At 67.6% G+C, this 23,193-nt stretch carries 15 protein-coding genes; 6 read left to right on the plus strand and 9 right to left on the minus strand.

Annotated features, from left to right (window positions below):
* Positions 1-162: 162 nt before the first annotated feature.
* Both IFT63_RS10255 and IFT63_RS10260 read right to left on the minus strand, forming a co-directional pair.
* On the minus strand, positions 163-906 hold the full coding sequence (locus tag IFT63_RS10255; protein ID WP_042615027.1) for a FadR/GntR family transcriptional regulator: 744 nt from the start codon (positions 904-906) through the stop codon (positions 163-165).
* Between the two features lie 103 nt (positions 907-1,009).
* Positions 1,010-3,805 carry a TonB-dependent receptor gene (locus IFT63_RS10260; RefSeq protein ID WP_192084205.1) on the minus strand — a complete coding sequence of 932 codons (2,796 nt, stop codon included), beginning with the start codon at positions 3,803-3,805 and terminating at the stop codon, positions 1,010-1,012.
* A 340-nt stretch (positions 3,806-4,145) separates the two neighbouring features.
* Here IFT63_RS10260 and IFT63_RS10265 point away from each other — a divergent pair, with 340 nt between their 5' ends.
* Genes IFT63_RS10265 through IFT63_RS10285 form a run of 5 tightly spaced genes read left to right on the plus strand, consistent with a single transcriptional unit; the run spans position 4,146 to position 11,121 of the window.
* Complete coding sequence (locus tag IFT63_RS10265) at positions 4,146-5,579, plus strand: polysaccharide lyase 6 family protein (RefSeq protein WP_192084011.1); 1,434 nt, start codon at positions 4,146-4,148, stop codon at positions 5,577-5,579.
* Positions 5,576-7,816, plus strand: coding sequence for an oligoalginate lyase (locus tag IFT63_RS10270; protein WP_192084012.1), 2,241 nt, complete (start codon positions 5,576-5,578; stop codon positions 7,814-7,816). The genes IFT63_RS10265 and IFT63_RS10270 overlap by 4 nt, the downstream gene beginning before the upstream one ends.
* Positions 7,813-9,123, plus strand: a complete 1,311-nt coding sequence (locus IFT63_RS10275; RefSeq protein ID WP_042615031.1) for an MFS transporter — start codon at positions 7,813-7,815, stop codon at positions 9,121-9,123. Before IFT63_RS10270 ends, IFT63_RS10275 begins: the two co-directional genes overlap by 4 nt.
* 53 nt (positions 9,124-9,176) lie before the next feature.
* Positions 9,177-9,929 (plus strand): glucose 1-dehydrogenase, encoded by a 753-nt coding sequence (locus IFT63_RS10280; protein ID WP_192084013.1) that lies wholly within the window; start codon positions 9,177-9,179, stop codon positions 9,927-9,929.
* A 13-nt stretch (positions 9,930-9,942) separates the two neighbouring features.
* The gene (locus tag IFT63_RS10285) at positions 9,943-11,121 is read left to right on the plus strand and encodes a GDSL-type esterase/lipase family protein (protein WP_192084014.1); all 1,179 of its coding nucleotides are present in this window, start codon (positions 9,943-9,945) and stop codon (positions 11,119-11,121) included.
* A 117-nt stretch (positions 11,122-11,238) separates the two neighbouring features.
* On the opposite strand, the gene IFT63_RS10290 is transcribed toward IFT63_RS10285, so the two are convergent.
* The 4 genes from IFT63_RS10290 to nudE are packed head-to-tail and all read right to left on the minus strand — an operon-like array spanning position 11,239 to position 13,758.
* Positions 11,239-11,562, minus strand: coding sequence for a YnfA family protein (locus IFT63_RS10290; RefSeq protein ID WP_042615034.1), 324 nt, complete (start codon positions 11,560-11,562; stop codon positions 11,239-11,241).
* A complete protein-coding gene (gene mazG / locus IFT63_RS10295) occupies positions 11,559-12,380 on the minus strand; it encodes a nucleoside triphosphate pyrophosphohydrolase (protein ID WP_042615035.1) in 822 nt (273 codons plus the stop codon). Before mazG ends, IFT63_RS10290 begins: the two co-directional genes overlap by 4 nt.
* A complete protein-coding gene (gene cysQ, locus IFT63_RS10300; RefSeq protein WP_042615041.1) occupies positions 12,377-13,204 on the minus strand; it encodes a 3'(2'),5'-bisphosphate nucleotidase CysQ in 828 nt (275 codons plus the stop codon). Before cysQ ends, mazG begins: the two co-directional genes overlap by 4 nt.
* Positions 13,201-13,758, minus strand: coding sequence for an ADP compounds hydrolase NudE (gene nudE / locus IFT63_RS10305; RefSeq protein ID WP_042615036.1), 558 nt, complete (start codon positions 13,756-13,758; stop codon positions 13,201-13,203). Before nudE ends, cysQ begins: the two co-directional genes overlap by 4 nt.
* Before the next feature lie 124 nt (positions 13,759-13,882).
* On the opposite strand from nudE, the gene IFT63_RS10310 reads away from it, so the two are divergent.
* Positions 13,883-14,620, plus strand: a complete 738-nt coding sequence (locus tag IFT63_RS10310; RefSeq protein WP_042615037.1) for a 16S rRNA (uracil(1498)-N(3))-methyltransferase — start codon at positions 13,883-13,885, stop codon at positions 14,618-14,620.
* Positions 14,621-14,791: 171 nt separating this feature from the next.
* Here IFT63_RS10310 and IFT63_RS10315 read toward each other — a convergent pair whose 3' ends face one another.
* The 3 genes from IFT63_RS10315 to IFT63_RS10325 are packed head-to-tail and all read right to left on the minus strand — an operon-like array spanning position 14,792 to position 23,134.
* A complete protein-coding gene (locus IFT63_RS10315; protein WP_101116173.1) occupies positions 14,792-15,253 on the minus strand; it encodes a chemotaxis protein CheW in 462 nt (153 codons plus the stop codon).
* A complete protein-coding gene (locus IFT63_RS10320; protein ID WP_192084015.1) occupies positions 15,250-16,614 on the minus strand; it encodes a chemotaxis protein CheB in 1,365 nt (454 codons plus the stop codon). Before IFT63_RS10320 ends, IFT63_RS10315 begins: the two co-directional genes overlap by 4 nt.
* The gene (locus IFT63_RS10325) at positions 16,601-23,134 is read right to left on the minus strand and encodes an Hpt domain-containing protein (RefSeq protein ID WP_192084016.1); all 6,534 of its coding nucleotides are present in this window, start codon (positions 23,132-23,134) and stop codon (positions 16,601-16,603) included. Before IFT63_RS10325 ends, IFT63_RS10320 begins: the two co-directional genes overlap by 14 nt.
* Between the last annotated feature and the right edge of the window lie 59 nt (positions 23,135-23,193).

A 23,193-nucleotide genomic window follows, 5' to 3' on the forward strand; every position in this document is an offset into this window, starting at 1 on the left:
TTTTTGAAGCAGCGCTCGCGGAGTGTCCAAGAGGCAGGGGGCGGGGCTGCGCGGGACGCTGAGCCGCATGGATGCGGCGATGCAGCCTACATGGACGTACTTGCGGCGTGTCCTGTGCAGTCCCGCCGCCTGCCTCACGCCAGCAGCCCCCGCCGCTATGCATTAAATGCGGGTCGTGGCCATGAAGCGTTCGCGGTCGTGGGCGGTGCGGCGGCGGATCTCTGCCAGGGCTTCGTTTTCGGTGGCTTCCAGCATCGCCTCGAAAAGGCGCTGGAAGTGATGGCGCATCGCGTTGCGCGCTGCAACAGGATCGCGCGAAGCAAGCGCTTCGAAGATCGCCATGTGCTCGTCGGCACGGCTGGCGCCATCGTCGTGGCAGACCCGCGAATAGACTTCGGCCACCCGCGGCAGGTCGCTGCGCATGCGCCAGATCTGCTGCACGAAGTACTCCACCACCGGATTGCCGGACAAACGTGCGATGGTCAGGTGGAAGCGGCGGTCGAAGTCGCCTGCTTCGGCGTCGGTGAGGTCGCGGCGGCACAGTGCCTCGGCCAGCACCCGCAGTTCGGCGATGTCCGCATCGTCCAGGTTGCCGGCCGCCAGCGCGGCCGCTTCGGCCTCGAACACCGCACGCGCAGCGGTCAGGTCGAAGGCGCTTACGTCAGGGAAGCCGCCCTGCCCGTCCAGCGGGCGCGGCTTTACATAGACACCCGAACCGATCCGGATGGCGATCCAGCCCTGCGCTTCCAGGGCGATTTCCGCCTCGCGCACGGTGACCCGGCTCACGCCGAAGCGTTCGGCCAGTTCGCGTTCGCCAGGCAGGCGCGCGCCGGGCGGGAACTCTCCGTCCTCGATCAACTTGCGCAGTTTTGCGGCGATGGTCTGGTACAGGCGGTTGGCGGACATGGGCTGACCCTCGGTGGTTCCCTCCGGCACCGTCCCGGGCCACCGCACGCGGGGCTGGTCCGGTTGGAGCAACGGCGCGATCACCAGGATCGCGCCGTCTCGTTCAGAACTTGTATCGTACACCGAAAAATGCACGTCGCCCGTAGCTCACCACCTCGCGGAAGTTGCCATAGGAAGGCTGGTAGGCCACGCGAGGTTCATTGGTGATGTTCATCAATTCCAGCGACAGCGACAGGTTCTTGTTCACCCGGTAGCGGGCGCGCAGGTCCACGCTGGTGTTGTCATCGTAGTACCGGTTCTGCTGCGCGGTGTTGCCGGTGAAGTCCTGGTAATACTTGGAACGGAACTTGGCGATGGCCTGGATGTTGAACGGACCGACGTCCCAGTACAACGAGCCGGACAGGACGTGCCGCGAGAACCCGCTCAGGCCGGCCGGGGAGACGATCGCGGGAATCACGCTGCCATCGCTGGCGAGCTGCTCGCCCAGGCGGGAATCCTGGGTTTCGTAGTCCGAATCGGCGTAGTTGTAGCTGACCTTGAAGCCCATCCCGTCAAACGGCTGCGGCAGATAGGAGAAGCGATGGGTGGCGCTGAGCTCCATGCCGGTCAGCGTGCTGTCCTCATCGGTGGTGACCTGCTGGCGCACCGGCACCGTCACCGACTGGCCGTTGAGGGTGTAGGTCTCATCAACCAGCGCGGTCGCCGTGCCCCCGTTGAACTGCTTCCAGTAGACGGCGGCGGCCAGCAGCGTGTCCGGATTCGGATACCACTCCAGCGAAAGATCACCGTTCCAGCTCATCAGCGGTTGCGCGGCCGGGTTGCCGCTGGCACTGATGTCATCCAGCGCATCGGCCAGGTTGCCGAAGCTGGCATCGCCGTTGACATTGATGGTGCGGCCGGCGCCCAGCGCGGAGATGTCCGGCCGCGACATGGCGCGGTAGCCCGCCACGCGCAGCAGCAGGTCATCACGCAGTTCGAAGGAGGCATTGACGCTGGGCAGCAGCTTGTCATTGCCGGCCTTGAAAGTCTGGGTGGTGAAGTCGCCGGTCGGCTGCAGGCGGATGGTGCCATCGCCGTTGTCCACCACGGTCAGGCCGGTGCGCACGCCTTCCGAACGCACGTCGGTCTTCACCCAGCGCACGCCGAGGTTGCCGGTCACCGGCAGGCCGAACCATTCACTGGCAAACTCACCCAGCAGGTAGAGTGAGCGGGTCTTCTCGGTGATGTCCACGTTGTTGGGATCCTGCATCGACGGATCGAGCAGGCTGTCGCTGGTGCCGCGGAAGGACTGGTACAGGCACATCGGGTCGAAGTAGGCCCACTCGGAGATCGTGTTGCCGCTGGCGGCATCCATGAAATCCTTCTGCGGGAAGGCAGTACGGCAGCCGCGGTTGGCGGCGATGATCGAGGCCTTGTCGCCGGCAATGCGCTGGTCGTAATCGGTAACCAGGGTGTTGTCGCGCAGCGTGTAATCGGCCTGGCTGGCACGCAACCCGGCCTTGATCCGGGTGAAGAATCCGTCCTCCGGCATGAAGCTGGCATCGAAGCGGCCGGCGCGGATCTGATGATCGTTCTCGGTCTCGCTGGAGGTCACGCGCGCCGCGCCGGTGTAGGCGTCCCAGTTGCCCGGGTCGAAGGCGGGATCGAGGTAGACGCTCGGCACCTCGCCCTGCCATGCCCAGTCATAGTTCACATAACCGGTGGTGCCGCTGCTGATGCCGGGCACGATCGCATTGGCGGTGTCGCGCTGGTTGGCGCGCAGGCGGGTGGCGCGCTCGTTGTCGACGCGCCGGGTGTGCGAATACGACAGATCGGTGGACAGTTCCCAGGCCGGGCTGGGGCGCACGATCAGGTTGAGGCCGCCACCGGTGTACTCCTCGTTGCGCCAATAGCGGTTGGAGGTCGAATCGATCGAGGTGCTGCCGGACAGTGCGCGCACCACGCCGTTGTCGTCCACCTGGCGGTCGACGATGCCACGACGGGTATTGGAAAGGCTCAGGTCGCTGCGGTTTTCATACCAGTTGCGGTCGGTGTGTTCGACATCGACATTGACCTCGACCACGTCATTGGGCCGCCACTGCACCGCGGCGAACTCGCTCTCGCGGTCGTTGCGCTCCTGCTTCAGGCGGTAGATCCGGCTGCTGGGCACCAGGTAGTAGGGCGTGCCGGCCGCAATCGCGGCAGCCCCCGGCTCGGTGCAGTTGGCGTTGGCGACATTGACCCGCCCGTCGCAGGCGTACCAGGTGGAGCCACTGGTGATGCTCTCTTCCGGATCAGACCCTTCCAGGCGTTGGATGCCCAGCGAGACGCCGAGCTTGCCGCCGTTGCTGAATTCGAACTGGTCGATGTAGCTGGCCGTACCGCGGTAGCCGATGCCATCGTCGTCCTTGTACTTCTTGTCGTACTCCGCCCAGCTGCCGCGCAGGTCCATCTGCACCGAGCGCTTGCCGTATTCCAGCGGTTTCACCGTCTCCAGGCCGATCGTGCCGGCCACACCGCCTTCGATGATATCGGCGCGCTGCGTCTTGTAGATCGCCACGGTATTGATCAGTTCGGCCGGGAACATGTTGAAGTTCACCGAACGATCGCCACTGCCGTTGGTGATCTCGCGGCCGTTGAAATTGGTGCTGCTCAGGAACGCGCCCAGGCCGCGGATCGAGATTTCCGAGGCGCCGGTCTTGTCGCGGGTGGAGGCCGCGCCGGTCAGCGTCTCGATGGCGTCGGCCAGCGACGGCGCCGGCAGGTCACCGATGTCTTCAGCCGACAGCACATCGGAAATGACCGTGTCGTCGCGCTTCTTGTTGATCGAGCTCTGCATCGATTCGCGGATGCCGGTCACCTGCACCTGGTCCAGCGTGGTGGCCGCGCCGGTGGCTGGCGGATCGGCCTGCTGGGCCATGGCAGGCGCCGCGACGAAAAGCGCTGCCAGCAGGGCGGCGGCAAGCGGGTGTGGATGGAATGGTGAAACGGGCAGTTCAGTACGACGCATGATGTCCTCCTCCCAAAGGATGTCCCGCACAGCGGGCATGGGGCGCACTTTCGACATGCGGACACACAAATGTCAACCAATTGGACTGATTCTTTCGTCTTACCATTGCTATAGGCCAATTTACGGTAAAAAGATGTGCTGTTGCAGCATGACTTAGCGATGTTATTGCCCTACTTTCCATGCCAACTGGACTAGCACTACGGCTTACAATCATCTCCTGCTTCGCAGGCCACGCTTCGGAGGGAACACCATGCAGTGTCCGCCACGCCATCTGACCGCCGCCCTGTTGCTGGCGCTGGGCATTCCGTTCGCGTCGCCCGCCGAGGCGGCAAGCTATCTGGTGCACGACACCGGCGAGTACACCGCCGCCTCCGCCAATCTGCAGCCGGGCGATGAGATCGTGCTGGCCAACGGCACCTGGAACAACACGCGACTGCTGCTGAAAGGCAACGGCACCGCGGCCGCCCCGATCACGCTGCGCGCGCAGTCGCCCGGCCAGGTGGTGCTCACCGGGCAGTCCGACCTGCGCCTGGCCGGCCAGTACCTGCATGTGGCCAACCTGGTGTTCCGCAACGGCTACAGCCCCAGCGATGCAGTGGTGGCGTTCCGCGAATCCAGCAAGGCAGTGGCGCGCAACAGCCGGGTCACCGGGCTGGTGATCGATGACTACAGCAATCCGGACCCGGCCGACCAGGACCAGTGGGTGATGCTGTACGGCGCTTTCAACCGGCTGGACCATAGCCAGCTGCGCGGCAAGACCAACGCCGGCCCTACGGTGGTGGTGGTGCGTGATGCCACCCAGGGCATGGACAACCAGCATCGCATCGACCACAACTGGTTCGGCCCGCGGCCGGCGCTGGGTGTCAACGGTGGCGAAACACTGCGCGTTGGCACCAGCGACACCTCGCTCAGCGATTCCAACAGCACCGTCGAAGCCAACTGGTTCGAAGGCTGCGATGGCGAAACCGAGATCATTTCCAACAAGTCCGGCGGCAATACGTACCGCGGCAACGTGTTCTACCGCTCGGCCGGGTCGCTGACGCTGCGCCATGGCGACGGCAACCGCGTGCTGGACAACGTCTTCCTGGGTGATGGCAAGGCCGGCACCGGCGGCGTACGCGTGATCAACGCGCAGCAGCAGGTCCGCAACAATTATTTCCAGGCGCTGGCCGGCAGCAGCAACCGCGCCGGCCTGGCGGTGATGTACGGCCAGGCCAACGCCGCGCTGTCGGGCTACTCGCCGGTGGTGGATGCCCTGATCGAGCGCAATACCTTCGTCGACGTGGCCAAGGTCAGCTTCGGCGTGGGCTACAACGCGGCCACCGCGATGGTGGTGCCGCCCAGCAGCAGCCAGTTCCGCGCCAACCTGATCGTCAACCGCACCGGTTCCAATCCGGTGACGGTCGATGGCAGCCTGGCCGGCGTGGCTTTCAGCGGCAATGTGCAGTCGCCGCTTGCCTCCACCGCGCTGCCGGGCGGCGTGGACAGCATGACCGTGACGCTGGTGCAGGCGCCGAACGGACTGTGGTCGCCCTCGCCCGCGCTGGCCGACGTGGGCGCGGCAACCAACCTGGCGGTGATACCGCGCGACGATACCGGGGTCACCTGGTATCCCAAACAAGGGGAATGGACGGATGCGGCCGCTGTCGGCCACCGTCTGCCCGCCAACGGAGCTGATCGATGAAACACACGTGCCTGTCGCTTGCCCTCGCCGTGGCTACCGCTACCGCAACCCTGGCCCTGCTGCCCGTCTCGGCGGCCTTCGCCGCGGCTCCCGCAGCGGCGGAAAGCAGCACGGCCCCGGTGCTGGTGACCGCTGCGCAATGGCAGCAGATGGCCAGCGATGGTGCGCGCTATCCGTGGTTCGCCAAGGAGCAGGCCCGCAACAAGGCGATGCTGGAAAAAATGATGAAGGCCGGCATCGACGTGCCCTTCCCCAAGGACAAGGGCGGCGGCCGCACCCACGAACAGCACAAGCGCAACTACCAGGCGCTGCTGGCCGCCGGCACGCTGTACCGGCTCACCGGTGACAGCCGCTACGTGGACTATGCACGGCGCATGCTGCTGGAGTACGCCACGCTGTACCCGACGCTGGGCCCGCATCCGGAAGGCCGCGGACAGATCCCGGGACGGGTGTTCTGGCAGGTACTGAACGACTCGGTGTGGCTGGTCAATGCGGTGCAGGGCTACGACGCGATCCGCAACGCACTGCCGGCCAAGGACCGCCAGACCATCGATGACAACGTGTTCCGTCCGATGGCCGAATTCCTCGCCAGTGAGCCGAAGAACTTCGACCAGATCCACAACCATTCCACCTGGGCGGTGGCCGCCACCGGCATGACCGGCTACGTGCTGCGCGACCCGGAATTGGTGGAGAAGTCACTGCGCGGCAGCCGCAAGGACGATGAATTCGGTTTCCTGCGCCAGGTCGACCTGCTGTTCTCGCCGGACGGCTATTACGAAGAAGGCCCGTACTACCAGCGCTATGCACTGGCGCCGTTCCTGCTGTTCGCCAATGCGATCGAACGCAACGAGCCGCAACGCCGCATCTTCGAGCGCCGCGATGGCGTGCTGCTGAAGGCCGTCGACGTGCTGGTGCAGACCAGCTATGACGGCCTGTTCTTCCCGATCAACGATGCGATCCTGGACAAGGGGGTGGACACCGAAGAGCTGGTGGCCGGCATCGGCATCGCCTACGCCCGCAGCGGCGATGACCGGCTGCTGTCCGTCGCCGAACAGCAGGGTCGCCTGCTGCTGACCCCGGAAGGACTGAAGGTGGCGCAGGGCCTGGCCGCCGGCAAGGCCAAGCCGTTCGATTACACCCCGATGCTGCTGCGCGATGGCCCGGACGGTGACCAGGGTGGCCTGGCGATCCTGCGCATGGGCGGTGAACGCGGCCAGACCCTGGTACAGAAAGACACCATGCAGGGCATGGGCCACGGCCACTTCGACAAGCTCAACTGGCTGTTCTATGACAACGGACAGCGGGTGGTGACCGATTACGGTTCGGCCCGCTTCCTCAACGTGGAAGCCAAGCGCGGCGGCATCTACCTCGCCGAGAACCGCAGTTGGGCCAAGCAGACCATCGCCCACAACACGCTGGTGGTGGATGAGAAGAGCCACTTCAACGGCGACTGGAAGGTCGGCGAGGAACATGCGCCGACGGTACGCTTCTTCGAGGCCGGCAAGGACACCCAGGTCGCTTCGGCGACGATGCGCGATGCGTATCCCGGCGTGGTATTCACCCGTACCCAGGCCCTGCTGCAGCATCCGGAGCTGGGCCTGCCCGTGGTGCTTGACCTGCTGCAGGTGAGTGCGGACAAGCCAGCGCGCTTCGACCTGCCGCTGCACTTCAACGGCCACATCGTCAGCACTGGATTCCAGGCTGAACGCTTCGTGGACCAGCGCCCGGTGCTGGGCAGGGAAAACGGCTACCAGCACCTGTGGCTGGATGCGCGCAGCCAGGCCGGCAGCGATCCGCGCACGCTGGCGTGGCTGCTCGACGGGCGCTTCTACAGTTACCGCTTCGGCAGCAGCGCGCCTTCGCAGGCCCTGCTGGTGGAGAGCGGCGCCAATGATCCCGAGTTCAACCTGCGCCGCGAACCGGCGCTGGTACAGCGCGTGGACGGGCAGCGCGCGGTGAGTTTCTTCAGCGTGCTGGAGCCGCATGGCGAGTACAACGGCACCGCCGAGTACGTGCACGGCGCCGACAGCCAGATCCGCGACCTGAAGCGCGCACGCGGCAGCGATGCCGAGCTGGTCGAGCTGACCCTGGCCAGCGGCGCGCGCATCGCGCTGGGCGTTGCCGATGACAGCAGCGCCGATGTCGAACACACCGTCAGCGTGGAGGGGCGCAGCTACCGCTGGCGCGGCAGCCATGCGCGGATCGACCGCGCGGCCGGCAAAGGGGATGCACGATGAAGGGGCCGGCCGCCATCGACACGTTGCGCAAGGTGCCGGTGCGCTCGGCGGTGCGCTGGCTGATCGTCGGCCTGATCGCGGTCGCCACGGTGATCAACTACATCGACCGCAACGCGCTGGCGGTGATGTGGCCGGAGATCGCCCGCGAGGTCGGCGCGACCAAGGATGACTACGCCCTGCTGGTCACCGTGTTCATGCTGTTCTACGCAGCGGGCCAGTTCCTGTTCGGGCGACTGTTCGACCTGATCGGCACCCGGATGGGCTTCGCCCTGTCCATCAGCGTGTGGTCGATCTCCATCGCGCTGCACGCGGTCACCCATTCGATCCTGTCCTTCAGCCTGGTGCGGGCGATGCTCGGGGTCAGCGAAGCCGGCGCGTGGCCGGGCGCGGTGAAGGCCAATGCCGAATGGTTTCCCGCGCGCGAGCGTGCGCTGGCGCAGGGCGTGTTCAATGCCGGTGCCTCGATCGGTGCGATCGTGTCGGCGCCGGCGATCGCCGCCTTGTACCTGTGGCTGGGCTGGCGCGGCACCTTCGTGGTGATCGGTGCGATGGGGTTCCTGTGGTTGCTGCCGTGGCTGTTCGTTTACCGCGCCGGGCCGGACAAGCATCCGTGGGTCAGCGACGCAGAGCGCAGGCTGATCATGCAGGACCAGGCCGGAGCGGCCGACCCGGCTGCACCGCGGCGCAGCGTGCGCGAACTGCTGGCGCACCGGCAGAGCTGGGGCATGCTGGCCTGCCGCTTCCTGCTGGACCCGATCTGGTGGCTGTTCGTGTCCTGGCTGCCGATCTACCTGGCCGAAACCTTCGGCTTCGACATCAAGCAGATCGGCCTGTTCGCCTGGGTTCCGTTCGTCGGCGCGATGCTTGGCAGCCTGACCGGTGGCTGGTTGTCCGGCCGGCTGATCCGCGCCGGCCACAGCGTGGACCGCGCGCGCAAATGGTCAATCACCCTCGGCTGCGTGGTGATGGCCCCTGCCCTGCTCGGCGCGGTGCTGGCGGCCGAGCCGCTGACCGCCGTGCTGACCATCGCCGCCGTGCTGTTCGGCTTCCAGGTGGCGATCGGCAACATCCAAACGCTGCCGGGTGACCTGTTCGGCGGACGCTCGGTCGGCACCCTGGCCGGGCTGGGTGGCCTCGCCGCCGTGGCCGGCACGCTGATCACCACCTGGCTGGTACCGGTGCTGACGCGTGAGTCGTACGCGCCGATGTTCATGCTGGTGGCGGCCCTGGTACCGCTTTCGCTCATCGCGTTGTGGTGGATCACCGGTACGGTGCGCCGCCTCGATGCCCCTTCGTCGGATTCCTGAGCGCATGCCTGCGCTCCCTTTTTCCCCCTCACGTAAACAAGGAGCTTCATCCCATGTCATTCCAGGACAAGGTGGCCATCGTCACCGGTGGCGGCCGCGATATCGGTCGCGACATTTCAATCAAGCTGGCCGCTGCTGGCGCCCGCGTCTGCATCAACTACGCCAACGATGAAGCCAGTGCACGACAGACCCTGGAGCTGATCCAGGCCGCCGGTGGCCAGGCCATCGCGCACCGCGCCGACGTCACCGATCCGGCCGCGGTTGCCGGCCTGGTCGCTGCGGCGCAGGCCGCGTTCGGCCCCCGCATCGACGTGCTGGTCAACGTGGCTGGCGGCATGGTGGAGCGTCGCCCGTTGGCCGATATCGACCCGGCGTTCTTCCACAAGGTGATCGACCTCAACCTGACCTCAACCTACCTGACCACCCACGCGGTTGTTCCGCACATGGGCGAAGGTGCGGCGATCGTCAACTTCGCCTCGCAGGCCGGCCGCGACGGCGGCGGCCCGGGCGCGGCGATCTACGCCACGGCCAAGGCCGGCGTGATGACCTTCACCCGTGCGATGGCCAAGGAACTCGGTCCGAAGGGAATCCGGGTCAACGCCCTGTGCTGCGGCATGATCGCCACCCGCTTCCACGATGAGTTCACCAAGCCGGAAGTGCGCACTGCGGTGGCCGCCGGTACGCCGCTGCGTCGCCAGGGCCGGCCGGAAGAGGCGGCCGACGTGGCGGTCTACCTGGCCTCGGACGCGGCCGCCTTCATGACCGGTGCCAACGTGGACGTCAACGGCGGTACGTTCTTCTCCTGACCGGAGTTTTGCCATGCTGCGCTGGATCACTGCTGTTTCGTTTGCCGTTGGTTCGGCGCTCTCCGCATCGGCTGCCCCTGCGCAGCCGGTGTGGGTCACCGCATGGACCGCCTCGCCCGCCCCGGACCGCCTGGATGGCACGCCGCAGGCTCCCATGCAGTTCGCCGCACAGACGGTGCGCCAGGACATGCGGCTGGGCAGCCGCGCCGATGCGTTGCGGCTGCGCATCAGCAATGAACTCGGGGTTGCCCCGCTGCGGTTGCAGGACGTGACCGTGCAGGGGCCTTCCGGCACGGCGCTACCGGTCACCGTGGCCGGACGCGCGCTCATCGAAGTACCGGTCGGCGCGGCCCTTTTGACCGACGCGGTACCGCTGCAGGCGGCGGCACTGGATGAAATCCGGGTCACCGGTTACTTCCCGCAGGCAACCCGGCCTGCAGTCCGTCGCACCACCGTGCGGGTCGTCGATGGCCGTCATCCGACCATCGCCGATTCGGTGGCGGTGTCCTATCGGCAGAACGTGTTTTCCGCGGTGCTGGTACAGCGCGCAGATCGGCCGTCGGTGATCGTGGCGCTCGGCGATTCCATCACCGAAGGCGCCACCGCCCAGCGCGGCTCGTACAACCAGTGGCCGGAACGACTGGCAGTGCGGTTGCAGCGCGCTTGCCCGGACCGCTTCGTGGTGCTCAACCAGGGCATCAGTGGCAACAAACTGCTCGACCACGGCCGCAGCCACAGCGCGCTGTCGCGGCTGGATCGCGATGTGATCGCCACCGCCGATGCCGACCAGGTGATCGTGTTCGAAGGGATCAACGATATCCGCCATGGCGGTGGGCCGGCACCACTGCCCGGCCGCAACGCCGACGATATGCAGGCCGGCTACCGGCAGATTGCCGACCGCGTGCACCTGCACGGCGGGCGTGCGTTCATCGGCACGCTGACCCCGTTCGGTGGCTCGGAGCGCTACGAACCTGTTTCAGCTGCCACGCGCACGGCGATCAATGCCTGGGCGCGCGGGCCGCAAAGTGGCTATGACGGGGTGGTGGATTTCGATGCGGCGCTGCGTGACCCGGCGGTGCCGGAATCGCTGCCGGGCGGCATCACCCGCGACCACCTGCATCCCAACGATGAAGGCTATGCGCGCATGGCCGATGCGATCGACCTTGGGATGCTGGGCTGCCGGAAGCCCTGATCGTCTTGGCCCGGTGGGTGGCGAGTGCTTCGGTGGGTGACGACCGTTGGTCGTCACGCTCCTTGCCGGGGAAGAGCGTGACGACCAACGGTCGTCACCCACCGGGATTGACGGTCGTCAGCCGGTGCGCGGGGCGAACATGATCACCGCCATCCCGGCCAGGCACAGGCCCACGCCGAGCAGGTCCCAACGGCCGGGACGGATGCCGTCCACCAACCACAGCCAGACCAGCGCAGTGCCGACGTAGACACCACCGTAGGCCGCATACACGCGTCCGCTGGCCTGCGGATGCAGGGTCAGCAGCCAGGCGAACAGGGCCAGGCTGGCCGCGGCCGGCAGCAACAGCCAGGCGCTGCCATCGCGACGCAGCCACAACCATGGCAGGTAGCAGCCGATGATCTCGGCCATCGCCGTCACTACGAACAACCCGAACGTCTTCACGATGCCGTTTCGTCGGCCTTCGCGTGCTGCCAGAGCGCTTCCTGGGCGTCCAGGTCCAGCTCGGCCAGCCGCTTCCCGTCTTCGCCGGCGCGCGCTTCCATCGCGCGGAAGCGTCGCTCGAACTTGTGGTTGGCCCCGCGCAGCGCAGCGCCCAGGTCGAGGTCGGCGTGGCGCGCCAGGTTGGCACAGACGAACAACAGGTCGCCGAGTTCTTCCTGCAGCCGGGCCTTGTTCGCCGCCACGTCGCCGCGTTCGAATTCCTCGCGCAGTTCCTGCAGTTCCTCGGCGGCCTTGTCCAGTACCGGCAATGGGCCGGGCCAGTCGAAGCCGACCTTGGCCGCGCGCGATTGCAGCTTCATCGCCCGCTGCCATTCCGGCAGTCCGCGCGAAATGCCGGCCAACGCCGAGCCATCGGTCTCGCCCTTGGCGGCGCGTTCCTCGCGCTTGATCGCCTCCCAGTTGCGCAGCACCTCGGCGGCGTCGCCCGCACTGGCGTCGGCAAAGATGTGCGGATGGCGGCGGACCATCTTGTCGTTGATGCTGCGCGCCACGTCGGCGAAGGCGAACGCGCCCTGCTCCTGCGCCATCTGTGCGTGGAAGACCACCTGCAGCAACAGGTCACCCAGTTCGTCGCACAGGTCGTCGAGGTCGCCGCGATCTATCGCATCGGCCACTTCGTAGGCTTCTTCGATGGTGTACGGCGCGATGGTCGAAAAGTCCTGCTCCAGGTCCCACGGGCAGCCGCCCTGCGGGTCGCGCAGGCGCGCCATGATCGCCAGCAGGCGGCCCAGTTCGGTGGCGGCGTCGCTCGTGCTCATGCAGTCTCCGGTTCGTCGGGGGGCAGCCAGTCGCGCCATGCCAGGCGGGTATCGCCCAAGGCCATGAAATCACCGTTGAGCAGGCTTTCGCGGCGGTTGTAGCGGAACGGCTTGCCGGTGGCGGTGGACAACACCGCACCACCGGCGGCGTGCAGCACGCACTGGCCGGCCGCGGTGTCCCATTCGCTGGTCGGACCCAGCCGCGGATAGACATCAAGATCGCCCTCGGCGATCCGGCAGAACTTCAACGAAGAGCCCTGGGCCACCGTTTCGATATCGCCCATGCGATCCAGCAGCACCTGCGTGCGCGACGAACGGTGCGAGCGGCTGGCGGCGACCCGCAGCGGTGCGTGCGCCGGCACACGGGTGCGCAGCACGGTGTCATGCACGCCCTGCCGGCGGTAGGCCTGCTCGCCGCGCATGGCGTGCCAGACCAGGCCGGTCACCGGCGCCAGCACCACGCCGAAGGTGGGCGCGCCCTGGTAGACCAGCGCGATGTTGACGCTGAATTCGCCGTTGCGCTTGATGAACTCTCGAGTGCCATCCAGCGGATCGACCAGCCAGTAGGCGCCCCAGTGGCGCCGCGTTTCCCAGGGGGCCGCGGTGGCTTCCTCGGACAGGATCGGCAGGTCCGGGGTGAGCCGTGAAAGGCCGCGGACGATGCGCTGGTGCGCTGCCAGGTCGGCGGCGGTTACCGGGCTGTCATCGGCCTTCATCGTGATATCGAAGCCGGACGCGTAGACCTGCATGATCGCTGCGGCGGCATCCTGGGCAATGGCGATGACCGTTTCGCGCAGGTCGGTGGTGAGGCGGGCGTGGGTCATGGCGCCGTCGCGCCACGCTGCAGCCACTCTCGGGCAATGAACAGGGCCGCCAGTGAACGGCCCTCGGAGAAGTCTTCGCGCAGCATCAGCTGGTCGATCTGCGACAGCTTCCACGGCACCACTTCCAGTTCTTCGGGCTCATCGCCCTGCAGCCGTTGCGGATACAGATCGCGCGCTACCACCAGCCACGATTGGTGGCTCATGTAGGTGGGGGCAAGGGTCATGGCGCGCAGCACGTCAACGCGGTGCGCGCCGTAGCCGGCTTCTTCCTTCAGCTCGCGGTCGGCCGCCTGCTCCGGCGTTTCGCCGGCATCGATGCGGCCCTTGACCAGGCCCAGTTCATAGCGGTGCATGCCGGCGGCGTATTCACGCACCAGCAGCACGGTGTCATCGTCCAGCATCGGCACCACCACCACGGCACCGTGGCCGCGGCTGACCAGTCGCTCGAAGCGGCGCTGTTCACCATTGGAAAACTCCAGGTCCAGGTGCTGGCGCTGGAACGGGCCGTTTTCCTCATCGGTGATGCGATGGATGATCGGCAGGGGACGGCTCATGCGGTATACCCCGCGCGGGCCGATAGAATGGACGAAGGAAGCAACATGTTCATGAGCCCACGATGCTAGCAGAGACACCCCCCTCCCCGCAGGACGCCCGCCCATCCGTTGTGGAGAACGCCGCATGCGCGTGACCCGCTGCCCCGTGTCGATTCTCCTGCAGGCCGGCCAGACCGTGTCCCTGCCCGAGGACGCCGCCAACCACCTGCTGCGGGTGATGCGACTGCGCGAGGGCGATGCCTGCGTGCTGTTCAATGGTGATGGGCATGACTATGCCGCCACGATTGTCCTCGCCGGCAAGCGTGATGCACAGGTGCGGATCGAAGCAGCCACGCCGCTGGCCAATGAATCGTCACTGCGGATCACCCTGCTGCAGGGCGTGGCGCGCGGCGAGAAGATGGACCTGATCCTGCAGAAGGCCACCGAGCTGGGTGTGGCGGCGGTGGTGCCGGTCAATGCCGAGCGCACCGAAGTGAAGCTGGATGCCGCGCGGGCGGAGAAGCGCGTCGCGCACTGGAACAACGTGGTGCAGTCCGCCTGCGGCCAGTCAGGACGTGCGGTGATTCCGCGGTTGGGCCCGCCGTTGGGCCTGGCAGCGGCGATGGCGGTGCTGCCCGCCGATACACTGCGCCTGACCCTGGATCCGGAAGGCAGCCACCGCCTGTCCACGCTGCAGGCAGCGCCCGCAGGCGGCGTGGTGATCGCCATCGGTCCGGAGGGCGGCTGGTCGCCGCGCGATCGCCAGCAGTTGGCGGCGGCGGGCTTCCAGGGGCTGCAGCTGGGGCCGCGGATCCTGCGCACGGAAACGGCCGGGCTCGCCGCGATCGCGGCCCTGCAGGCACGCCTGGGCGACATGGGCTGAGGCGCGCGCCGGCGGCCGTGGGTCGCGGGTAGGTCAAGGCCGTTGCTCGTGGTGGGTGACGACCGTTGGTCGTTACGCTTCGGCCTGGGCAAGGGCGTGACGACCAACGGTCGTCACCCACCGGGTTGGTCGTCACCCACCGGGTGGGTCGTCACCTACCCACTGCTGGGTTCAGTGCAGCGAATCCAGTGCGGTTTCCACCGCGTCCAGGTTCGGCAGCAGCGCGCTCTGCTCACCCAGCAGCACGCGCATGTGCACGCTGTCGGGGAGGGTTTCTTCGGACGCATCGGCCAGCAGGCCATCGCGCGGCACCGAAATCAGCTGCGGGAAGCTCTGCGTCAGCAGCGCGAAATACGGGCGCTGGGCATTACCGGCCAAGGCCTTGAGCACCACGACCTTGTTGTTGCCGCCGATGCTTTCCTCGCCCAGCCCGGACAGCCGCGCAAAGGACACCAGCGGCACCTCCCAGCCGTGCCAGGCCAGCGTGCCCAGCAGCCAGTCAGGACCTTCCGCGCTCGCCTGCACCTGCACCTTGGCCATCATTTCGGCCACGGTGGCATTGGGCAGCAGCACGCGTTCGGGACCGGACTGGATCAGGACCCCGCGGATCTCATCGTTGTTGGCATGGCTCACTGTGCTTCCCCTTGTTCCGGACGTGCCCAGCGGGCACTGATGGCCTGTGCGAGCTCCTGCGGCTCACCGGCGAACATGCCGGCCGCCACCACGGCGGTGGCTGCGGCCGGGTCGTAGCAGCCCTCGCCCACCTGGCCGCCCACCCATGCACCGGCCTCGGCCAGCGTCAGTGCCGGGTCGACTTGCAGCAGGTCGGCACCACTGAGCAGGATCACCGCGCTTTCGCCCGGCGGCAGCCGCGCCAGTTCCAGGCCCTGGGGTCGGCTTTCGAACTGCAGTCCGCCATCACGCAGCGCGGTGGCGGTGTCGTCGGACAGGATGTAGACGTGGCCTTCCAGCACATCTGCGCCGGTTTCTGCGAGCAGCACCGGCAACGGCGAAACCCGCGCCATCTGCTTGACCAGATTGCCGTAGCGCGCGCCGTCCAGCGGCATCCGCACCAGCAGCGGCGCGTCCAGCGCCGACGGCAGCGCGGCCAGCAGGCGCCGCAGCGCATCAGGGCCGCCGATGCCGGCCAGCACCACCACCGCGCCGCGCGCGCCGCGTCGTGGACCGGTGCTGGGCGCGGTGTCTTCCATGTCCACCAGCGAAAGGTGGGCCGAATCGAATACCGGCAACGCCGGCGGCGCGGTGGTCTGGCGGCTCACCGCAGCGGGTGCGGCGTTCTCGTCCAGCAGCGCCCAGCGGCTGTGGTCGGCCAGTGGCGGCGGCACCACCGCGCCTGCATCGGCAGGCGTGGCAGGGGCTTCGGCGTCGGCGTCGGCCTCGGCGTCGGCGTCGGCGTCGGCGTCGGCGTCGGGCAGGTTCGTCGCCAGTGCATGTTCCAGCGCCTGCGGTTCCTGCCACTGCGCGGGTGCTTCGTACAGGCTGTCACCCGCCAGCAGATCAGCCGCGTCGGCCGCTTCGTCCAGGTGGAAGTCCAGCGGCGCATTGACGTGCAGCTGGGCCGGTGTATCCGGCATCCCCGGTTCAATCTGCAGGTCTTCTTCCACTTCCGCACCGGGCGGCAGCACTTCCCGATGACCATGCAGCTTGGCCGCTAGGTGCCGCGCCCAGCGCTGGGTCTCCCAGCCTTCGCGGCGCGCGGCCAGGTCGGCCTCGTCGAACACCAGGGTGAAAGTCGGCGAAGACAGCGCGTCGTCGAGCCGTTCCAGGGCGGCTTCCACGGCGGGCTCCAACGCGATCACCACGGCTTGCGGAGCGAGCGCGATCAGCGTTGCAGGATCCAGCGCGTCGGGATCCTCTTCCAGCACCAGCGCCACGTCGGCCTGGACCAGCGCCTCGCGCAGGCGGTCGCGGGCCGCGCCCGGGCGTGCCAGCAGCGCGACGGCCGGCGGCAGGCTTGCATCATTCTCGGACACGGGCGATCCCCAGCAGGTCGTACACGTTACGCATCAGGTCCAGCTCCTGGTAAGGCTTGCCCAGGTAACGCTGCACGCCGATTTCGAAAGCGCGCTGGCGATGCTTGTCGCCGCTGCGCGAGGTGATCATCACGATCGGCACATCGCGGTAACGAGGGTCGGCACGCATCGCGGTGGCCAGCTCGTAGCCATCCATGCGCGGCATCTCGATGTCCAGCAGCATCAGGTCCGGTACGCGCTCTTCCAGTCGCTCCAGCGCTTCCACGCCATCGCGCGCCACGCTGACTTCGAAGTTGTGGCGTTCCAGGATGCGGCCGGTGACTTTGCGCATGGTCAGCGAATCGTCCACCACCATCACCACCGGCACCTGGCGCTGCTGTTCCAGTTCGGCCACCGGCAGCGGACGCTCCGGGTTGGCGACGAAGCGGCGCACCAGCGGTGCCACGTCCAGGATCACCACCACACGGCCATCGCCGGTGATGGTGGCACCGTAGATGCCCGGCACCGAGGCGATCTGCAGGCCGACCGGCTTGACCACGATTTCGCGGTTGCCGAGCACCTGGTCGATTGCCACCGCAGCGCGCAGGTCGCCCGCGCGCACCAGCAGCAGCGGCACCTGGGCCTGCCCTTCGGCACGGGCCGGGGCTTGGCCGATCAGGCTGCCCAGGTCATGCAGGGTGTACTCCTCCCCGCTGTAGCGGTAGGTGCTGTCGCCGGCCTCGAAACGCTCGCGCGAAATGCGGCCGATGCCACTGACCGAACCCACCGGGACGGCGAAGGTGGTCTCGCCGATCTGCACGAACACCGCCTGGGTGACGGCCAGCGTCTGCGGCAGTCGCAGGGTGAAACGAGCGCCCTGGCCGCGTACCGAGTGGATTTCCACGCTGCCGCCAAGCTGGCGCACTTCGTTGCGCACCACGTCCATGCCCACGCCACGTCCAGCCAGCTGGCTGAGCTGGTCGGCGGTGCTGAAACCGGAGGCGAAGATCAGGTTGTCCAGTTCGTTGTCGGCCAGGGTGGCATCGGCCTGGATCAGGCCGCGTTCCAGCGCGCGCCGGCGGATCGCTTCGCGGTCCAGCCCGGCACCGTCGTCGGCCACGTCGAGCACGATTTCAGAGCCTTCGCGATGCAGGCGCAACGAGATCTCGCCTTCCACGGGCTTGCCTGCCGCACGTCGCTGTTCGGCCGTTTCCAGGCCGTGGGCGACGGAGTTGCGCAGCATGTGTTCCAGCGGCGCGACCATGCGATCCAGCACGTTGCGATCGAGTTCGCCGTGGGTTCCTTCCAGCGTCAGGTGAACCTGCTTGCCGGTATCGGTACCGGCCTGGCGGACCACGCGACGCAGGCGCGGCACCAGCCCGTCGAAGGGCACCATGCGCGCACGCATCAGGCCGTCCTGCAGCTCGGAGCTGACCCGCGACTGCTGCTGCAGCAGTGAATCGTACTGGCGTGACAGGTCGTCCAGCACCCCCTGCAGGCCGCCAAGGTCGGCTGCCGATTCGTTCAGCGCGCGGCTGAGCTGCTGCAGCGTGGAGAAGCGGTCCAGTTCCAGCGGGTCGAAGCTGTGGTCGGCCTGCTCCTGCTCGCGCTGGTAACGGGCAACGATCTGCGCCTCGGTTTCCAGGTCAAGACGGCGCAGCTGATCGCGAAGACGCGCATTGGTGCGGTCCAGTTCGCCCATGGCGCCGCGGAAGGCACCGAGCTGCTGTTCCAGCCGCGAACGGTAGATCGCCACTTCGCCGGCGTGGTTGACCAGGCGATCGAGCAGGTCGGCACGCACGCGCACCTGTTCCTGCTGCGGGCGCGCGCCGCCTTCTTCCTCGCCGCCGGCTTCCACCGGCAGTGGCGCGGACAGCGGCAGGCTGGCGATCAGCTCGGCAGCGCTGGGCGCGGCAGCGGCGGGTTCGTCGGCCTCGGCCTGCGTAGCCGGCCGGCCCTGGGTGCGTGCATCGAAAGCAGCCACCAGGTCATCGGCCGCCGCCACCTGGCGATGGTTGCCGGTGAGGGTGAGCATCTGGTGCAGGCGATCGAAGCCGCGCTCCAGCAGCTGTACATCGCTGTGCTCGATGCTGGTGCGTCCGGCGAATACCGCTTCCAACAGCGATTCGATGCCGTGGCCGAGATCGCCGATGGGATTGATGCCGGCCATGCGTGCGCCGCCCTTCAGCGTGTGCAGGTCGCGCTGCAGGCCCGCCAGCGGTTCGCGGTCCTCCGGCGCGGTGCGCAGTTCGCTGATCAGGCCGTCGCAGTGGTCGAGCAGGTCCTTGCCTTCTTCGACGAAGATGTCCACCAGCTCGCGGTCCAGCACGCTGAAGTCCAGCGCATCGGCGCTGCCGACTTCTGCTTCGACTACTTCGACTGCCTCGGCATCCAAGGCGTCGGCGGCGTCCTGCAGGGCAACCTCGTGCGCATCTTCAGGCACCTCGGCTGCACCAGTGTTGGACGAACCAGCAAGCGATGCAGCGGCGGGCTCCATCTCGAAGTACGGCTGCTGCACGACGTCGGCTTCGGCCTCGGCGGAAAGCTGTTCCGTTTCCTCGGCATACGGCGCCGTAGCCGGCTCATCGGCATCGATGTACGCGGCGAACGCCGCATCCTCGTCCGCCGACCCAGCATCGCCGGCAACAGAGATGAGCTCGGCCGCGTCTTCCTCTACGGAATCGTCGATGACGTGCAGCCCTTCATCCAGCGCTTCCTGCAACGACACGGTCTCGCCGAAGGCGGCACTGCCCTGCAGTTCGTCGGAAATCGCCTCGCCCGGCTCCTCGCCGGTCGCCTCGAGCGCCTGCCCGAGCGGTTCGTCGTGCTGGGCGGCAGGTTCGACGGCACCCGGCACGTAACTGTCGGGCAGCGCGGCATGCGCTGCGTCGTCCAGATACAGCGACAGGTCCTCTGCGCCGGTCAGCTGCACCTCGACATCGTGGTCCTGGGCCGGTTCAGCGGTGGCCTGGTCGCTCTCGTGCGATGTTGCCGCCGGCACGTCGGCTTCCGCGACGAAGGTCGGCTCGGCGCCCCGTTCGTGCTCGACCGACGGCGCCGGAAGCGGATCCAGGAACGAAGACAGATCGTTGGCGCCGGTCAGTTCGACCTCAGCCACGACCGGCGCGTCGAGCGATGCGACCTGCTCGTCGCTGGACCGTTCTTCACCCCGTGCAACCTCATCGCTGGCGGACTCACGCTCGGGCTCGATGACGTGCAGTTCGCCGCTGTCGATCATCGCCTCGGCGATCTGCTCGACCTCGACCTCGACCTCGGCCTCGGCCTCGGCCTGCGCTACCGGCTCGGCCGCGTCGATCACCTCGACGTCGAGATCGACATCGGCACTGACGGCAGCAGGGTCTGGCTGCGCCTGTTCAACCACATCGGCGGCATCTTCCATCACCGGCCAACGCGCTTCGGGCAGGGTCGCGGCGAGCGCCTGCAGGCGTTCGGCAAGTTCCTGCTGCAGCGGGATGCGGGGCGATTCGGCCTGCAACGCCAGCATCGTGGCTTCGATCGCGCGCGCAGTGGCGTCCAGCGCATGCACGCCCTCATGGCTGGGCGCTTCGGCAGCCGCCAGCGAGCGCTTGATGTAGCTTTCGGCTGCGCCGGTGACGGAGGTGATCTCCGGCACATCGGTCATGGCGAAGGCACCGTTCATGGTATGCACGGCACGCAGCAGCGGATCGGAGACGGGCTGCGGGTCGACGCGCGACGACGCCAGCCACCCGTGCAGGGTGGCCATGTGCGCTTCCACTTCGGCTTCCAGGATCTCGCGCAGCACGCTGTCGATGCTGGCCGGAGCACCCTCGAGGGAGGCGGCCGCCACATCGGCGGCGAAGGCTGCTTCCAGCGCATCGATCCCGGCCTGCTCGTCCATCCCGGAAACCGCCGTGGCGACCGGATGGATGGGCAGCGGCACGTGGAAGGTTTCTTCGCCGGCGCCAACGCGGTCGGCGATCGACTGCAGCGCCTGCAGGTCCGCGCTGACGCGCTGCCCACTGCGCAGTGCTGCATTGAGTTCGGGCAGGGCGTGGTAGGCCTGTTCGACCACGGCCACCACCGCCGGCGTTGCCGGGCGGGAGCCATCCAGCACGCGGTTGAGCATTCCTTCGATCTTCCAGGCAAACTCGCCCAGCGTACGCGCGCCCACCAGGCGCCCACTGCCCTTCAGCGTGTGGAACACGCGGCGGATCGGACGCAGGCGGTCCATGTTGTCCGGCTGCGCGCGCCAGGCCGGCAACAGCCCGCCGAGGTTGATCAGTTCTTCGTCGAACTCTTCCAGGAACACCTCGCGGATGTCCTGGTCGATGTTCTCGGCCTGCTCGTCGAATCCACCGTCGAGCGTTTCGGCGGCGGCAACCGGCGTTTCGGCCAGCAGCGGCGCCTGCGGCTCCGGCTGCGGATTGAAGTCGGCCGCAGCCGCGGCCAGTTCGGCCAGGAAGCGCGCATCGGCATCGTCGACCACCGCAGAGTCGGGCGACGGTGGCTCAGCTTCATTTGCCTGCAGCGGCTCGGACGATGCGAACGGCGCCGGTTCGGCAGCAGTGATCACATCGAATCCTGCCGGCGCCTCGATGACCGAGGCTTCCAGCGCTTCCAACGACAGGACATCGTCGGCACGGCTGATGCCGCCCTCATCGAAGCGGAAGCTGACCGGCTCGATCGCATCGTCTTCCGCCTCGACTTCGGCCAGCACCGGGTCGAAGTCAGCGCCATCGATCAGCAGCAGGCCATCGTCGGCGTCGCCGAGCACTCCGGGCACGTCTCCGTGTGCAGCAGCATCGGCGAGCGTGCCCTGATCCTCGTCGGCGACGGACAGATCCACCTGGGTAACCGGTTCGACCGTCCAACGCGTGGCATCGGCGGCATCTTCAGCGAATACCGGATCGAAGTCGGTGAAGGTCGGCGCGCGGCTGTCGCTCTCTTCAGGCGTCGCGTGGAAGCTGCCGAGTTCCCAGGCCGGCACCTGCGGCGGAACCGCGGTGGTCGCAGCGAAGACCAGCGTCGGGGCGGCCGGTTCGGTCGGTACATGCTCCAACGGTGCGCCGTCGAGCGCTTGCGCATCGGCAGGTGCATCGGATGCAGGCTCAAGGCCCTGCACGTCCAGCGCAGGTGCGGTCGGCGCGGCGTCGAACACGAAGCCCGGCAGTGGCGGCGGCACCTGCGCGGGTGCGGCTGCCAGCGGCGGCAACTCCAGCGTTTCCAGCCCAGGCACCTCGAGCGGCGGCGGCAGCACGGCTTCGCGCTGTACCGGCTGCGGCGCCGGCTCGGCGATCGGCGCGGCAGCGTTGGCCACCGGCAGCGGCCAGTAGCGTAGTGCTTCCAGGCTGCTGCGGGTGATGTCCAGGATGCTTTCGCGTCCGGCGCGACGGTCGCGCAGCGCTTCCAGGTAGTACTCCAGGCTGGCCATCGCATCGGCCAGCGTATCCAGCTGGCGCCCGCTGGGCACGCGCTGGCGCCCGATCAACTCGGCGTCGATGTACAGCTGCACGCCCTTCAGGTAGTCGGCCGGCACTGGAAGGTCGAGCATGCGCAGCGCGCCGCCGACCTCGCCCAGCAGCCGCGGCACGTCCTGCAGCTGCTCGTGGTTCCAGTTGGTTTCGATGAAGGCGACGAAGTGCTCACGGGCCACGGTGAAGTTGGCGATCGCTTCGTGCGCCAGCACTTCCAGTGTGCGCCGGGTTTCAGCAGCGGAAGGGTCATCTTCGCCGCTGCCGGTCGCGCCCAGATGGGCAACCTGGTCATCCAGCGACGCGTCCACGTACAGCAGCGCACCGGCGACATCCAGCAGCAGGCTCTCGTCGATCTGCTGCTCGCCCGCGACCACGCTGCTGAGCGCATCACGCTGCTGCACCACCACGTTGCGCGCGACGTCCAGGCCCATCATGGCCAGCGTATCGCCCACCGCGGCAAGTTCGTTGACCTGCTGCTGCAGCTGCTGCGGCGCTCCGCCGGTGCGCAGGTGCAGGTCCAGCGCGTCCTTGATGCGCAGCAGTTCTTCCTTCACCGCGTTGCCGACGGTGTCGAGCAGTTCGCGGTTGCGCCCGCTCAGGCTGCCGCGGGCGTGGTCGAGTTCGGCTTCGGTGGCACCCACGCTGTCCGGCGCAAAGGCCAGCAGCACGCTTTCATTGATGCCCGCCATGCCACGCGCGGCACGGATTTCGTTGAGCAGCGGCAGCAGCACGATCGGAATGTCGCGGTGGCCGTTCTGCAGGCGCTCCAGGTAATCCGGAAGCAGCACGCTGCCGCGCATCAGGGTCGCGCACGATTCATCGCGCTCGGCGACATCTCCATTGCCGATCGCCACGGCGAGCTGTTCGAGCTCCTCGGCCACCATCGCAGGTGCGTACAGTTCCACCATGCGCAGCGTGCCCTGCACCTGGTGCAGGTAGCCGGCGCACAGGCGCATGCGGGTGGCGTCGGCGGGCGCCTCGACGAAGTACTCGACCTCGTTGCGCACCTGGCGCAGGGTCTCATCCAGCTCCGGCTTCACCCAGCCCAGGGCGGCATGGCTCATTGCATCGCGCAGGGTACTCATGGGCGGACTCCGGTCGCCAGCGAACGCATGCCGCGCGGGGCATGGCATGCAGTGTGGCG

Origin of the sequence: Stenotrophomonas sp. CFBP 13724 (genome assembly GCF_014841975.1) — a bacterium.
GTDB lineage: Bacteria > Pseudomonadota > Gammaproteobacteria > Xanthomonadales > Xanthomonadaceae > Stenotrophomonas > Stenotrophomonas lacuserhaii.